Raw genomic sequence first — 15,277 nt, 5'->3', positions numbered from 1 at the left:
CGGCGGTAAAATAAAAAAAGTTTCTCAATCCCTGAAGGGACGAGAAACATTTGCCCGTGGTACCACCCTAATTCACAGCGCCGGAAATGACGCTGCCTCTAGACACTGTAACGTCGTGTGAACGAAATCACTTACTTGCATTTCAGTGATTTGGCTCAGGAGTGATTTTCTTTTTTGCTGCTTGTCCGGGCTTCCACCTTCCCCGAATCGCTATATTGCCGCAAGCAAAAAATACTTTCTCCGTCAACACCTGTCACCTTGTTTAAATTTCTGTGTATCAGTATATGAAAATCATGGCAGAGAGTCAAGTAGTTAGAAAATTGTTAAAATTTTTCTTCCTCAGTGGCGCTCTTTTTTAGGAAATCCTCGTCATCATCTCTATTAAATTGTTCCTGGATTTCCGTCAAACCAATATCATATTCCATTAAGTGATCCCAGTCATCGGAATTCAGCAAGTCCAACTGGGCTTCTACCAACATTTTGAAACGATTGCGGAAAACTTTGGATTGTTTTTTTAATGCATCAATCTCAATCGTTATTTTACGTGCTTTGGCCAAAGCTTCATTGACAATCCGGTCCGCATTTTTTTCCGCTTCCTTAATGATGAGCTTGGCTTCTTGCTGTGCATTCCGGCGCACTTCTTCCGCGGCTTCCTGAGCGACAACGATCGATTTTTGAAGCGTGTCTTCCAACGTATTATAATGCTCCATTTGTTCCGTCATCTGTTTTACTTTTTCCTCTAGTTCTTTTTTCTCGCGAAGCAGAAGCTCGTAGTCTTTAATAATCTGATCCAAAAATTCATTGACCTCGTCTTCCGCATAACCGCGGAATACTTTGGTAAACTCCTTATTATGTATGTCGAGAGGTGATAGTGGCATATTTTGCACTCCTTTTACGAAAATGTGGACATATTTTTATTATACCGTTCAATTTATCCCTTGACAGTAAATTTTTAAACAATTTACTTTCTCTTGATCTGGCTGATTGCCAGACGGATCTTGCCTTTCTTCGTTCGGCCTTCGATGCCTGTAATTTTGAAGCGTCCAAATCCCCGGCAGGAAATCATATCCCCCATTTTCAAATCGGAGGAAGGTTCTTCACAAAGGGCAAAATTGACTTTCACTTTGCTTCCGCGAATAAGGCTTTGGGCCTTTTGCCTGGAAATATTCAAACCGCTTGATAATACCGCATCCAATCGCATGGAAGAAACGGTTAAATATTTCTCGGACCACTCCTCTTGCGGAGGGAGCAGATGATCAAGGTTCTCCACTTCATCTATGCGGACAGACACCTTCCCCACTTTTTCTAAATTCACTTTCACATAACGGGCGATTTCTTTCGTGCATGCAAATTGGATGATATCTTCTTGTATTCTAATATCTCCAAAATGTTTCCAGTCGATTCCCAGGGAAAGCAAAGCCCCCAATACATCGGGATGCTTCAATGCAACAAATTTTGAGGGGTATGTTAATTGTAAAACGGAAATATCGTAATCACTAATAGAAGGAATAAAATAGGATGGCGTAATGAATACTCTTTTCCTCTCCGCTTCCTCAAAAATCCCTTCGCTGAATGCGCAAATCTCATCTCTGCTTCCAATGATGGATTGGACAATAAATTGCTCTCTTGGGTCTAAAAAAGCGGTCAATTTAGGAGCGTAACGGTCTTCCACTTCTTTTCTCCATTCGATGACCCTTTCAACAAAAGGGCGCTCATCTTTATGAAAATGCTGCAAAATATTCTGCATGTTGTCACTCTCACAGTCAAAACAATAAATAATTAAGAAAAATTGGAACATCATATAAAATGGATGTGACTCGATTTTGAGCCGCACCCATCGCTAAAAAAGAAAGCTCAGTAAATAATAAACTCCCCGCTCGATAAACGATAATGCAATCAATGCGATAATCGGCGAAAAATCAATCATTCCGATAGGCGGGATGAATCTTCTGAAAAAACCTAAATAAGGTTCGCAAAGTTTTTCTAAAAATTGTCCAAATGCCGTTTCTCTGGTTGCTGGCACCCAGGACATTAAGATGTAAATAATAATCATTAGTGTGTAAATTCGAAATCCGAAGGAAATAATTTCTGTAATCATATTGAATCCCTATTACCTCTTTCGTTTAAATATCGTCGTAAAAATAATTGGAAATTTCACCTTGCACTTCTACATTATCCGGTGTGCATAAGAAAATATTATCCCCGATGCGTTGAATATCTCCACCTAAAGCATATACAGTGCCGCTTAAAAAATCAATGATGCGCAATCCTGCCTCACGGTCAATCCGCTGGAGGTTAACGATGACGGCCCGTTTATTTTTTAAGTGCTCGGAAATATCTTGCGCTTCTGCATACACTCTTGGTTCGACAATCATCACTTTTGTATTTTTCAATGAATTGGCCGACTGGATATTGATGACGCTTAACGTCTTTTCTTCGCCATGGCTATTGACAATTTTTTTCGTTTTCTTTGTGACAGTCTCTTGCGGTAATGCGACCGGTTGCTCACTCTGGGATGGATGAATTTCTTGATCTTCTTCGTCATCTAAATAAAAGAAGTTTTTGAATTTGCTGAACATGCCCATCTTTATCCCTCCTATCCAACAAGAGCTGTTCCGATTCGGATAAATGTGGCGCCTTCTTCAATCGCAATTTCATAATCGTTGGACATACCCATCGAAAGTTCTGTACAAGGTGCATACGGCAAATTCAACTTTATCACTTCTTGCTGCAATTCTTTTAAACCCCGGAATACTTTTCTGATCAGTTCTTTGTCATCGGTATAAGGTGCCATCGTCATCAAACCGACCACCTGGATTTTCGTGAACTTTTCCAAAGATTGAATGAAAGGGATGGCTTCTTCTTTGCTTAGGCCATGTTTTGATTCTTCTCCTGAAATATTTACCTCAACAAAGCATTTTACCGGTTTTAATGCCCGTTTTTCGATTTCTTCCGCCAAGCTCATGCGATCCAGCGAATGCAAATAATCAATCTCATTAATCACTTTTTTTACTTTTCTTGATTGCAATGTTCCGATAAAATGCCAAACCGCTTTGTCGCCAATTGCCGCTTTTTTCTCAAGCAAGCCTTCCGGGCGGTTTTCGCCGAGATGGTGAATGCCCGCATCTATCGCTTCCATCGCCCGTTCAACCGAAACTTGTTTGGTGACTGCAACAATTTGTATATGATCATCTTCTCTGTTCGCTCTAGCTTTCGCTTCATCTATTTTTTGCTGTATTACTTCCAGATTTTCACGAATACTTGCCATTCCTGATCCCAACTTTACAACAATAGTTTCTTTCATTTTAATTCATTTTAACAATCAACTCTTTATTTTTCAATGAAATAGAGAAACTAACAGACCCCTTTCACCAAAATTACATCTTTCCCGATCACCAAAATGTCGCTGATCAGCACTTTCTGTACAGGTTCATCCCCGTGAAAAATATTCAGAAATTTTTTCGGTTGCGCTACAAGAAAAGCTGTAATCATGCCGGTTTGTTCGCATACTTCCGCATCGATGATGTATCCGATAAAACGGCCGCTTCCCGCCTCAATAATTTCCTTTTGCTGCACTTCTGAAAATTTCATTGAATCTCCTTTCGAAAATGACTTTACTTGCAGAAATTCAATTGGTGGAAGGAACGAAACGCTTTTTTTGGAAGAGATGCTCCCATTCATTATATCGGTTGAAGACCTATCTCATTTTATTTTATGTTTCAATACGATGTTTGACCGCAAATCAAATATAATATGATTTCGTATATTTCGAAAAAATAAAAACGCACTTATAAAAAGTGCGTCGAATTGCAAAAGGGCTGACATTAACCGAATTTATAATCTTTCTGCATCGTCTCGATTGCATTTTTCTCGAGTCTGGAAATTTGGGCTTGGGATATGCCGAGAGATTTCGCAATTTCTGTTTGGGTTTCGCCGTAGTAAAACCGCTTGGCAAGAATCAGCTGTTGCCGTTCATCCAGCTTTTGAATGCTCTCCTTTACACTCACATACGCAACCCATTGCTCTTCCGAAACAGCTTCATCTCTCAATTGATCCATTATATATACGGCATCTCCGCCATCGGAATAAATTGGTTCTTGAAGGGAAAGCGGATCTTGAATCGCATCCAGCGCATAAAGTACGTCTTCTTTTTTCATGTCGATCATTTCTGCTATTTGTTCAATGGTCGGCTCATGCAGATTTTCCGATATGAATTTTTCTTTTGCCTGCATTGCTTTATAGGCAATATCCCTCAAAGATCTTGAGACACGAAGGGCATGATGGTCCCTCAAGTGTCTGCGGATTTCACCGATAATCATCGGTACCGCATAGGTTGAGAATCTGACATTATGCTTCAAATCAAAATGGTCGATGGCTTTTAATAAACCGATGCATCCGACCTGGAATAAGTCGTCCGCTTGTTCCCCCCGATGAGCGAATCTGCCCACGATGCTCAACACCAATCTTAAATTGCAAATGACCAGTTGCTCTCTTACCGATGTTTCTCCGTTTTTTAGCCGTACAAACAGTTCTCTCATTTCTTCATGTGACAATACCGGCAAGGATGCCGTATCAACGCCGCAAAGCTCGACTTTTGTACGCACCATCTTCTTTTCCTCCAGACATTTTATCTCTTGGATTGTTTTTTAAGTTTGTCCGAAAAGGAAAAGAATATGCGTGCGTTTGGCGTCCAATTTCATCCAATTCGCTAAGAAATCGGCTGGTTCAAGGATTCTCTCAACTCGGAAATAATTTTCTTTTCCAATCTTGAAATGTATGATTGCGAAATTCCCAAATGGTCCGCCACTTCTTTTTGCGTCATTTCTTTTTTGCCGTTTAAACCGAAACGGCATTCCATGATATATCTTTCTCTCTCGCTTAATCCGTTGATCGCTTCAAACATCGACGCACGCTCAATTTTTTTCTCTACATCATTCATAATAATTTCTTCATCTGTGCCCAAAATATCGGATAATAGCAGTTCGTTGCCATCCGGATCGGAATTCAGCGGCTCATCCAATGAAACTTCGCTCTTCATACGACTTGTCTTTCTCAAATACATTAAAATTTCATTTTCGATGCAACGGGAGGCGTATGTGGCGAGCTTAATATTCTTTTCTTTATTGTAGGTTTCAATTGCTTTGATCAGTCCGATAGATCCAATACTGATCAAATCTTCAATCGGTGTCCCTGTATTATCGAAACGTCTTGCAATGTATACAACAAGGCGCAAGTTTCTCTCAATTAATGTGTCCCGTGCTTTCATATCACCGTTCATAAAAGCTTCAATTACTGACATTTCTTCTTCTCTAGACAATGGTACCGGCAAGGAATCATGACCTCCTATATAGTATGTTTTTTTGGTGCGAAACTTACTAAATATTTTTAAAAGCAGTTCTTTTAATCTTTCAAACAACCATTCTCCCCCTTTTTTGAATTAGTTCAACGCTAAAATGTGGAGTATCATCTGTGCATTCTGCGGAAAGCGGGCATCGTGCCTTGTAAACACCACGTATTCATCCAATATTTCCTTCTTTATGTTTCCGTAAAGAACCAGACGGTCAAATCGAAAGGCTAACGCATTGGACGTTTCTTTTTGTACCGTTGACAATGTCAATACTCTGATCCTAGGGTACATAAAGGAAGGAAACATTGTGAGTTGATAAGGATTGTTGTCGTCCCAGGTAAGCAATCCTTTTTTGAGTTCTTCCGGCAGCTTTTCCTCCACTGCCCGGTACGATAAAAAATGCACCGGCTTGCCGCTGATCGGTTCCACACATTCATTTCCAGTGTCAATGAATCCTTTCAACGAGAAGGTTTGTTGAAAGAGCTCCAATTCACAGTCCACAAGAAAAGATTGTTGGAGCTTTTCCTTCACCATATTTCTCCATTTCGAATGAATGAAAGTCAAACTGAGAACCGCAATGCTTAAACAAAAGATAAAAAAAATGAGATCGGATTGGCGGAGCAAAAAGGGCAATAAACTGGTGAGCAACCCGCCAATAAAAAAGGTGGCAATCAAAAGCACTGTTCCTTGTTTCAACAATGTTTGAACCCGAAAGGAGAATGCGAGTCCAATTAAAAGAACAAAACTTAGAACAGCTCCGGCAAATGATTGATAAAGAACCGATGACACGAGGCCGCTAACGAATGCACTGAAAACCAACCTTCGCTTCTTTACATACAATCCCGTTATTTCTTTCGTAAATTTTAATAAAAAGTAATTAAATAACGTATTGTATAGTACGAGTAATTCTCCAATCATTTTAGCGTCCTCCTATTGATAGATTAACACTGCCGGCATGTGGAAAATGTCAAAACGTCGTAACGAAACGGGAGTTTTTATTGACAAAATATTTCATAGAACGGGAAAATATGCATAAAAAAAAGGACTATCCAGAAATATTTTCTTTATTTCCAGATAGTTCCCTTACTATATTTGCCGGATATGGAAAAACTTATTTGAATTAAATGTCGATTTTTTTATTTTTTTGTAACAATATTTCCAAAAAACTTTATAATATTATTGGTTCCGATTGCGACGATTTCTCAAGAATGTCGGTATATCTAAAATATCTTCCTGCTGACTGCGGGAATATTCCGGTTGTTGCGGCTCAATCGTGCGTTCGCGCACCGGAGCGGGTTGCTGGCTTTGGCCGTTGTTTCCTTGGGAATTGCGCACATTTAAAGATGGCCGGACACTTTGAGCGCTTTGAGGTGCAGCGTCGTCAAAGCCAGTTGCAATCACTGTTACGATGATTTCATCATTCAAGTTTTCATTGATGACGGATCCAAAAATCATATTCACTTCTTCATCCGAAGCGGATGCTACGATATCCGCTGCTTCTTGCACTTCAAACAGGCTCAAGTTTGTTCCGCCTGTAATGTTCATAATCACGCCTTTTGCGCCATCGATGGAAGTTTCAAGAAGCGGGCTGGAAATCGCTTTTTTTGCAGCCTCTGTTGCGCGATTTTCGCCTGAAGCAATACCGATTCCCATCAAAGCAGAGCCTTTATTGGACATGATGGTTTTCACGTCGGCGAAGTCCAAGTTGATGAGTCCTGGCGTTGCAATCAAGTCGGAAATCCCTTGTACACCTTGGCGCAATACATTATCCGCTTCACGGAAAGCTTCAAGCATCGGAGTGTTTTTATCAACAATTTGCAATAGTTTATCGTTCGGAATGACAATCAGTGTATCCACTGCTTCTTTCATTGCAGCAATTCCACTGATTGCTTGTGTTTGCCTCTTTTTCCCTTCAAAGGAAAACGGCCGTGTAACAACACCAACAGTCAGTGCTCCCATATCTTTTGCAATTTGAGAGATGATTGGTGCGGCACCTGTTCCAGTTCCTCCACCCATGCCTGCAGTGACAAACACCATATCGGCTCCACGTACCACTTCTTCAATCTGTTCTCTGCTTTCTTCGGCAGCCTTCTTACCAATCTCAGGATTTGCCCCTGCACCTAATCCACGAGTCAGTTTACTACCAATTTGCAATTTTATTTCCGCTTTTGATAGATTCAAAGCTTGCGCATCTGTATTGACAGCAATAAATTCAACACCTTGAAGTCCATGTTCAATCATTCGGTTGACAGCATTATTTCCTCCACCGCCAACACCAATAACTTTGATTTTGGCGAGTTGGTCGATATTCGTATCAAATTCTAACATTCTTTCTCCTCCTGCCACACTAGTCTAAGATTTTTTGGATTTTTTCTTTTCATTATTCAAAAAATTTATCAAATAGCCGCTTTGCTTTATTAAAAACGCTCGTTTTCTGGACGTTTTCAGCCTTTTCAGATACATGAGATTGTTTTTTAGGAGGAGTAGTAGAACCTACCGTTTGATAAACAGGTGCTTCTGAAGCCGGATCTCTTTTGAAGAATTCATCTTCCAAATGGGCATAACAGATTAAGCCGACAGCGGTTGTATATGAGGGATCCCGAACGCCAATATAATCAGGTATATAAATTCTGACCCGCGTCTGCATCACTTGGCGGGCAAGTTGCGCAATCCCTTCCAATGAAGCAACGCCACCTGAAATGACAATTCCGCCTGGCAAATCTCGAACACCCATTCGAGCCAATTCGTCCAAAACGAGTTCAAACAATTCTTCCAAACGTGAACTGATGATTTCCGATATGAATTTTTGATTGTACTCTTCCGTCGCATCTGTCCCTACAACCGGCACTTCAAAAATCTCGTCTTCCGAAGCCACTTCATAGAATGCATGTCCAAACTCTCTCTTTATTTTTTCGGCTTGTTCTGTCGGAGTTTTTAGTATGATCGACAAATCTTTTGTGATATGGTCTCCGCCGACAGGAACAACGCCGGTGTGTGTCAACAGACCATCTTCAAATACGGCAATCGTGGTTGAACCGCCGCCTATATCAATGAATGCAGTACCTTGGTTTTTTTCGTCTTCGGTTAATGCAAAATATCCGGCAGCTAAAGGCTGCAAATAAATTTCTTTTATATCAAGCCCCGCCCGTTCAACGCATCTTAAGATATTATGCAATAATGTGCGGGAAGTGGTAATCATCGTTGCATCCATTTCCAGTCGTATACCAATCATTCCGCGGGGATCTTTAATTTCATCGAGGTTATCCACAATAAACTGTTTTGGAATGATATTGACAAGCTCTCGCTCCGGTGGGATTGACATCACTTGGGCAGATTCAAATACCCGATTTAAATCTTCATCTGTGATTTCGCGATTTTCGCTGTTTACCGCAACCACGCCTTTTACCGGCTGCAGTACCGTTTGATTTGCGGGTATTCCTAAAACTACTTCTCTAACTTCTATGCCTGTCATTCGTTCTGCCTGTTCTACAGCTTTTTTGATCGAGTGAACAGTTGCATCTATGTCAACAATCGTACCTTTTCTTACCCCATTTGATTTTGCATTCCCCACACCAATCACATGCAACTGGCCATCGGTTACATCGCCGATTAGAACTTTGATCGAAGATGAACCGATATCGAGGGAAATATATATATTTTGATGATTCATTCCACCGCACCTCCTTCGAATGCTACTCCACTCATTCTATTTTAAAATATTATATATGTCTAAGTAAATTTTTCTATAACATCATACATAATAAATTGTACTGCTATTATACAGTTTTTTCACCCTTTTTTACATGTCTGTCTTCCCACTTTTGTATCAAAATTCGTCGAATAATAGCAATATTTTGAAAAAGTCTGACCCCGAATGCAAAAATGGCAGCCAAATACAAATCTACTCCCAAATGGACACCCAAAAATGCCAGTCCAATGGCCAATGCGATGTTAAAGAAAAATCCTGTGATGAATACTTTATCGTCATAAACCTGCTGCAAATTGGCCCTGATTCCTCCGACAATGGTATCAAGCGCGGCAAGCACGGCAATCGATAAATAGTTTTCATATGCAGAAGGTATTTGAATGTCCGTTAATAACCCGAAAGCCAACCCTAAAATCAACCCTAAAAATGGCAACCACATATATTAATCCCCTTCACCTTTCTGCAAATACATATTCGTGAATTCTCCGTCATAGGCACCAATCGTGATATCTTCCCTGGCCGGATAAATGGTCAACTTCAAATTGTCAATGTAGAAATCATCCCGAAAAGTGGACGCATATAAATAGCTGTACAGTTTTTCAGCTTGTTCGAATGATTCGGTAATAATCAAAATATCGACATTGGAATTGCTGATCGGAACGCTGTTGACCGTCGTCCTTCCATTGATATCCCGGATGGCTGTTGTATGAACAACCCTTTGTCCATCTATTTCGATATATAACCCGTTATAACGGTAAATTTCATTTACCAGGCGAATCAAAAGGTCCGGAGGTATCGGCTCCACTTTATAGCCGCTGAGAATCAATTCTTCCGCCGGTTGAATATTTAAATGAACCCCGGGGCCTGTCACTTTTGTAAGGCCGGCCCTTTTCCTCAGATCGTCAACAGTCGATTGCAGAGCTTTCCCCTGTTCTTCACTGTCTTCATCTTCATATTCCGCTTTTATTTTTTTTAGGGAGGCAATTTCATTTAATAGTTCCGAATGCAGCCTTTTTTCTTCCGCGAGCTCATGGCGTATTTCCCAAATATCTCTTGTGTCACGGGATTCAGGTTTTTTGACGGTGTTATATTGGACTGCAATCATAAAGCCCACAACAAAGGAAATGATCGTGATCCGTATGACTACATTTCTTTCCACCTACCTGCCCCCTTTTGCCATTTGGATATTGTCAACCGCCTGGATTGTTACGACAATCGAGTCGTTGATCAACTGATCAAAAACTCCTCCAGTAATTTTTAATGCGGAAATTAATGTTTCGGAATTCCCGATTGCTTCAATTTCAAATGGAGCAGGATATTGTTTTCCATCGACGGTTATCACAGGGCCGTTGCAATGAATATAAGAATTCGGTTTCAACCGGTGCCCATTGATGGCGATGGCTTCCGCGCCGGAGATCTTTAATTCATTAACGACCATAAAAATGTGGCTTTCATGCACGATATAGTCATTGGGATTCGTCGATTTCGGATCATAATCCCCATCTTTCAATGTGACTTTGATTCCTTCCCCATGGGCCGGCAACTCGCCGAGAATCAATCTTAACTTTTCGGCCTCCTGGGCCAATTCCTTATAATCCTCCGCATGTTCGGTCAATGACTGTTCATGCTCCCGGATCTGGCCTTTCAGTTCATTCAGTTCATCCATCAATTCTTTATTTCTTTCTTGCTGATTAATAAGCTCCGTACGATAATAATCTTCTTGCTCCAAAAACTTTGAACGGAGTGTTTTGTCATCTTTTGCCAAATTATATGAATAACCGATAATGAAACCTGTAACGATACAAACAAAAAGCGAAATAAAGTGTTTTCTCGTGATTTTCCCCTGCTTATGTTGAAGGCGGCCCATCATTTTCCACATCCTGTTCAACCGGTTCATTATCGGATTGTTTGTCCTTATTCAAGTTTTTATACTCTTCCGAATAAGGTTTGAAATAGGATCCGACTTCAATATCAATAATTCCTTTTTCTTTTTTTCCGGAGCTTTCAATCTGGGCAACGATCGCCGGATAATATTTCATTTTCTCTGCAAGGGAAGTGATTTCCGCCCGCACCTCGTAGCCATCATTCATATATAACGTTATGGCATACGGGTCCGTTTCGGTAGAAGCCAAATTAATTTGGGATATTAATGCCAGCACTTCTTCATCCAGTTTGGCCAATTCTTTTAGGACCATTTCCCGTAATTCCTCATCTTGAAAGTCCAAAAAGATGGGGGCATCCATAGGGGGAATGGTTTCGGAGGATTTATAGATTATTCCATTTTCTAATATCGGATAAAACTGATTGTTTTCAAAAATATAGGCGACCTTCCGATACTCTTCAACCTCAATGTCCACTTCCGTCAACAATTTCCGCTTGACTTTCACATCTTTGACCCATTCTTCCTTCAGTTTCTTTTCAACCTTCGAGGTTTTGAATCCCCACATGGAATCGCCTTTTTGAAGCCCGGATTTTTCTATGTAATAACCTTCCGTTGCCAGACCGGCTCCAGACACCTTAATTTTTTTAATATTGCTGTAAGGGGATTGGAAATAAAGGAGTAAAAATAACGTTCCAACAAATAAGGAAATGATGACGGCAAACTTTATGTTCGTTCGCCTTCTCCTTTTCTTCTTCAGCGTTGGTATACGTTCTTCAATATCAATGACTTTGTCCATTTTTACTCCCCCTTTCCATTTAAGCGGTTCGATTCGATATTGATATGATCACACCAACGACAAACCAGAGTATCATCAGCGAAGTGCCGCCATAGCTGATAAATGGCAACGTCACCCCGGTCACCGGAAAGAGCCCGATGACAACCCCGATATTCAGCGCCGCCTGGAAGCCAATCATTGCCACAAGGGAGCTGATGGCGAAAAAATCGGAACTTCTCGTCGCCTGCAATGCCAAACCCATTCCGGAATAGATGAACAAACAAAACAGCAGGATAATGAAACATCCGCCCAAAAATCCGATTTCCTCCAAAATGATGGAAAAAATGAAATCGTTTTGCGGTTCAGGCAAATACAAAAACTTTTGCCGGCTTTGCTGAAAACCGTGTCCGAGGAGCCCCGCAGGACCGATTGCCATCAGGGACTGCACCGCCTGGAAACCGCTGCCCAATGGATCCTGCCAAGGATCGAGAAATGCTTCGATGCGTTTCAGGCGGTACGGAGCAGCGGCGATGAGCCCCACTAAACCAATTACTCCAAGAAAAATGAAAGCCACATAAAGTTTAATTGGGTATCTCGCAATGAAAAGCAAAATGAAGGAAGATACAACCAATATAAACACGGAGCCAAAATCCGGCTGCAGCATGATCAAAGCGCTTGGAATAATGATGATGAGAAAATGCTGAAGCCGAACAACCCGCTCACCGCTGGGCACTTTGCTTAAGAGAAAGCTTAAAACCATCAGTGTCGTAATTTTCACCAATTCGGCAGGCTGAACCGTCAATGGTCCGATGCCGATCCAGCTTCGGGAGCCGTTTCGTTCAAGACCGATGCCCGGAACTAATACGAGCACAAGAAGCAAAAGGGAAAAAATATATAAACTGACCCATGTTTTCTCTTTGTGAAAAACCGGCATATTGGAGACGATGAAAAAAACAATGAGTGCAAGGAGAAGATAAACCGATTGTTTAATGTAAAACGGTAGTTCTCCCTCGTAATGAACCGCACTCCAATATGTTCCCGCCGAATAAATGAAAATCACACCGACAACGGAAAGCATGAAAGCCGAAAGAATAAATAGCCTTTTATACGTAAATTTCAGTGAAGGCATCCTTTCTTAAAATATTTTGCTTCTAATTTTATGAAGTCGATTAAGAAAGTTTCATTGCCGCCTCGATAAATAAATCTCCCCGGACTTCAAAGCTTTTATATTGGTCCCAGCTGGCACAAGCCGGTGACAATAAAATGACATCTCCGCTTTCAGACAATTTGGCAGCCTTTTCAACCGCATCCTCAATATTTTCGGCAATTTCGCAATTCTTCACATTGCAGGATTTTGCAAATTCGATAAAGCGATGCTTCGTCTCGCCCATCGCTACGACAGCTTTGACATTTTTCATTGCATCCCGCAATTCTTCAAAGGAATGTCCACGGTCAAGCCCTCCGGCAATTAACACGATCGGCTGTTGAAAGGCCTCCAGCGCCACCTTGGTTGCCAGGCAATTGGTAGCCTTTGAATCGTTGTAAATTTTTCTGCCTTTCCATTCGCGGACAAATTGGGTGCGGTGGCGGACACCTGAGAAAGTTTTTAAAACCTTTTCCATCGCCAAGCGGTCGCATCCATAGATATTGCAAACGGCTACCGCAGCCAAAATGTTTTGCAGATTGTGCTTGCCCGGCAAAGCAATAATGTCTCTGGAAATAAACGGTTCACCTTGCCAATAAATGGTTGTTTCATCGGCGCTGATTCCATCTTTCATACGGCCCCGAATGCTGAAAGGTATTTTGGTTGCCTTGGAATTTCTCGCCCATTCGACAACGACGTCCTGGTCACCGTTATAAATCAAATAGTCTTCTTCAGTCTGATTTTTTGTGATGCCGAATTTTGCTTTTGCATATTCCTCAAAGGTGCCATGGTAGTCTAAATGGGCATTGTATAAATTGGTCAGCACCGCGATTTTGGGCCTGAATTGGTCGATACCCATCAATTGGAACGAAGATAATTCCGTTACGATCACTTCATCTTTTGTGGCTTTTTCAGCGACACCGCATGCGACTGTTCCGATATTTCCGGCTATTCTCGGGTGTCGGCCTCCTTCTTTCAGCATTTCATAAATCAATGTGGTAGTCGTTGTTTTCCCATTGGTACCGGTAATCCCGATCATTGGGGCTTCGCTTACTAAATAAGCCAATTCAATTTCTGTTATGACGGGTAAATTTCTTGAAAGCGCATCTTTGACAATCGGATTCGTATACGGAATGCCAGGATTTTTTACGGCCAGTTCAAATCCTTCATCCAATAAATCTTCCGGATGTCTTCCGCAAATGACAGTAATCCCTTTTTTCAATAAAGCTTGGGCGTCGGGATTTTCATCAAAAGGTTTTGCGTCATTCACCGTCACAAAAGCGCCGAGTTTATGTAATAGCAAAGATGCCGCTACCCCGCTTTTTGCCAATCCTAATACCAGTACTTTTTTGTGTTGGAATTTTGTTGTTTGAATCATAAATATGCCTCCGCTATCACAGCAATCATTGCTACTAATAATGCCATTGTCCAAAATACACCGACCACTTTTCTTTCCGACCAGCCGGATAATTCAAAGTGGTGATGGATTGGTGCCATTTTAAAAATGCGTTTTCCTCTTGTTTTAAAGCTGATGACTTGAAGGATTACGGATAATGTTTCAACGACGAATACAAGTCCTACAAGCAACAGCAATAATTCTTCCTTGACGATGATGGAAACGAGTCCCAATGCTCCTCCCAGCGCCAGAGAACCCGTATCCCCCATAAAAACTTTTGCAGGATTTGCATTGAAGATCAGGAATCCCAGCAAGGCCCCGGTCACAGCAAAGGTAAAGACGGCCACATCCGCCTGTTCATTGAACAGCGCAATCACTCCGAAAGCGCTGAACGCAATCGATGCTGTGCCGGCTACCAGGCCATCCAAGCCATCCGTCAAATTGACCGCATTGGAAAAACCGACAAGCCAAAAAATTAAAAAGGCTACATATAGAATCCCCAAATCAATGGACCAATCCGTAAAAGGAATGGCGATGGACGTATCAAAAGTCCCCAGCCTTAATAATAGAAAAGCCAATATGGAGATCACGATTTGGCCGATTAATTTTTGTAATGAAGTCAATCCTAAGTTTCTTTTTAAAACGATTTTAATGCTGTCATCCAGGAGTCCAATCACCCCGAATCCCACCAATACAAGCAGCAGCACAACGGATTGGGTTGTAAATAGATTAAACATTTTCCCAGCGATGATTGTGGTGGCAATGATGGAAATCAGAAAAATGACTCCCCCCATCGTCGGGGTTCCCGCTTTTTTCATATGCGATTTTGGACCCTCAGTCCTTATACTTTGACCAAATTTCAGTCGACGAAGTATTGGTATGAATATCGGTCCCAATATCACAGAAATAAGAAAGGATATTGCTAATATGGTTATTGTTGTTTCGATAGACATATTAAATCTCCCTCAAAAACTTCTTTCTGAATTGTTTTCTACAATATCACAAATAAATTCATGGCACCAACTGA

At 41.2% G+C, this 15,277-nt stretch carries 18 protein-coding genes and 1 other annotated feature; all 18 genes read right to left on the bottom strand.

Annotation, left to right across the window (positions count from 1 at the left end; translation table 11 throughout):
* Positions 1–32: 32 nt before the first annotated feature.
* Positions 33–256, bottom strand: a binding site (T-box leader).
* Between the two features lie 67 nt (positions 257–323).
* The gene (locus tag FKZ59_RS04225; protein WP_141601497.1) at positions 324–878 is read right to left on the bottom strand and encodes a DivIVA domain-containing protein; all 555 of its coding nucleotides are present in this window, start codon (positions 876–878) and stop codon (positions 324–326) included.
* Positions 879–961: 83 nt separating this feature from the next.
* On the bottom strand, positions 962–1,747 hold the full coding sequence (locus FKZ59_RS04220; RefSeq protein WP_141601496.1) for a YlmH family RNA-binding protein: 786 nt from the start codon (positions 1,745–1,747) through the stop codon (positions 962–964).
* A gap of 93 nt (positions 1,748–1,840) precedes the next feature.
* The gene (locus FKZ59_RS04215; protein WP_141601495.1) at positions 1,841–2,098 is read right to left on the bottom strand and encodes a YggT family protein; all 258 of its coding nucleotides are present in this window, start codon (positions 2,096–2,098) and stop codon (positions 1,841–1,843) included.
* A gap of 25 nt (positions 2,099–2,123) precedes the next feature.
* On the bottom strand, positions 2,124–2,585 hold the full coding sequence (locus FKZ59_RS04210) for a cell division protein SepF (protein ID WP_141601494.1): 462 nt from the start codon (positions 2,583–2,585) through the stop codon (positions 2,124–2,126).
* An 11-nt stretch (positions 2,586–2,596) separates the two neighbouring features.
* Positions 2,597–3,268 (bottom strand): YggS family pyridoxal phosphate-dependent enzyme, encoded by a 672-nt coding sequence (locus tag FKZ59_RS04205; protein WP_141601493.1) that lies wholly within the window; start codon positions 3,266–3,268, stop codon positions 2,597–2,599.
* Between the two features lie 86 nt (positions 3,269–3,354).
* On the bottom strand, positions 3,355–3,591 hold the full coding sequence (locus FKZ59_RS04200; RefSeq protein WP_141601492.1) for a YlmC/YmxH family sporulation protein: 237 nt from the start codon (positions 3,589–3,591) through the stop codon (positions 3,355–3,357).
* A 233-nt stretch (positions 3,592–3,824) separates the two neighbouring features.
* A complete protein-coding gene (gene sigG / locus FKZ59_RS04195) occupies positions 3,825–4,604 on the bottom strand; it encodes an RNA polymerase sporulation sigma factor SigG (RefSeq protein ID WP_141601625.1) in 780 nt (259 codons plus the stop codon).
* A gap of 104 nt (positions 4,605–4,708) precedes the next feature.
* Positions 4,709–5,416 (bottom strand): RNA polymerase sporulation sigma factor SigE, encoded by a 708-nt coding sequence (sigE, locus tag FKZ59_RS04190; protein ID WP_141601491.1) that lies wholly within the window; start codon positions 5,414–5,416, stop codon positions 4,709–4,711.
* Positions 5,417–5,437: 21 nt separating this feature from the next.
* Positions 5,438–6,265: a sigma-E processing peptidase SpoIIGA gene (locus FKZ59_RS04185; RefSeq protein WP_141601490.1), complete on the bottom strand. Its 828-nt coding sequence runs from the start codon at positions 6,263–6,265 to the stop codon at positions 5,438–5,440.
* A gap of 258 nt (positions 6,266–6,523) precedes the next feature.
* Positions 6,524–7,675 carry a cell division protein FtsZ gene (gene ftsZ / locus FKZ59_RS04180; RefSeq protein ID WP_141601489.1) on the bottom strand — a complete coding sequence of 384 codons (1,152 nt, stop codon included), beginning with the start codon at positions 7,673–7,675 and terminating at the stop codon, positions 6,524–6,526.
* A 52-nt stretch (positions 7,676–7,727) separates the two neighbouring features.
* A complete protein-coding gene (ftsA, locus tag FKZ59_RS04175) occupies positions 7,728–9,017 on the bottom strand; it encodes a cell division protein FtsA (protein WP_141601488.1) in 1,290 nt (429 codons plus the stop codon).
* A 106-nt stretch (positions 9,018–9,123) separates the two neighbouring features.
* Complete coding sequence (locus tag FKZ59_RS04170) at positions 9,124–9,492, bottom strand: small basic family protein (protein ID WP_141601487.1); 369 nt, start codon at positions 9,490–9,492, stop codon at positions 9,124–9,126.
* Between the two features lie 3 nt (positions 9,493–9,495).
* Positions 9,496–10,212: a DUF881 domain-containing protein gene (locus FKZ59_RS04165; RefSeq protein ID WP_141601486.1), complete on the bottom strand. Its 717-nt coding sequence runs from the start codon at positions 10,210–10,212 to the stop codon at positions 9,496–9,498.
* The gene (locus tag FKZ59_RS04160; RefSeq protein WP_141601624.1) at positions 10,213–10,920 is read right to left on the bottom strand and encodes a DUF881 domain-containing protein; all 708 of its coding nucleotides are present in this window, start codon (positions 10,918–10,920) and stop codon (positions 10,213–10,215) included.
* On the bottom strand, positions 10,901–11,731 hold the full coding sequence (locus FKZ59_RS04155) for a cell division protein FtsQ/DivIB (RefSeq protein WP_141601485.1): 831 nt from the start codon (positions 11,729–11,731) through the stop codon (positions 10,901–10,903). The genes FKZ59_RS04160 and FKZ59_RS04155 overlap by 20 nt, the downstream gene beginning before the upstream one ends.
* A gap of 19 nt (positions 11,732–11,750) precedes the next feature.
* The gene (locus tag FKZ59_RS04150) at positions 11,751–12,839 is read right to left on the bottom strand and encodes an FtsW/RodA/SpoVE family cell cycle protein (protein ID WP_141601484.1); all 1,089 of its coding nucleotides are present in this window, start codon (positions 12,837–12,839) and stop codon (positions 11,751–11,753) included.
* A 40-nt stretch (positions 12,840–12,879) separates the two neighbouring features.
* Positions 12,880–14,232, bottom strand: a complete 1,353-nt coding sequence (gene murD / locus FKZ59_RS04145) for a UDP-N-acetylmuramoyl-L-alanine--D-glutamate ligase (RefSeq protein ID WP_141601483.1) — start codon at positions 14,230–14,232, stop codon at positions 12,880–12,882.
* Positions 14,229–15,203, bottom strand: a complete 975-nt coding sequence (gene mraY / locus FKZ59_RS04140) for a phospho-N-acetylmuramoyl-pentapeptide-transferase (RefSeq protein ID WP_141601482.1) — start codon at positions 15,201–15,203, stop codon at positions 14,229–14,231. The genes murD and mraY overlap by 4 nt, the downstream gene beginning before the upstream one ends.
* Positions 15,204–15,277: the final 74 nt, after the last annotated feature.

This window comes from Ureibacillus terrenus (assembly GCF_006569205.1).
Lineage (GTDB): Bacteria > Bacillota > Bacilli > Bacillales_A > Planococcaceae > Ureibacillus > Ureibacillus terrenus.
Note: the sequence above shows the minus strand (reverse complement) of the source record. Positions and strands in the feature narration are given on the sequence as shown.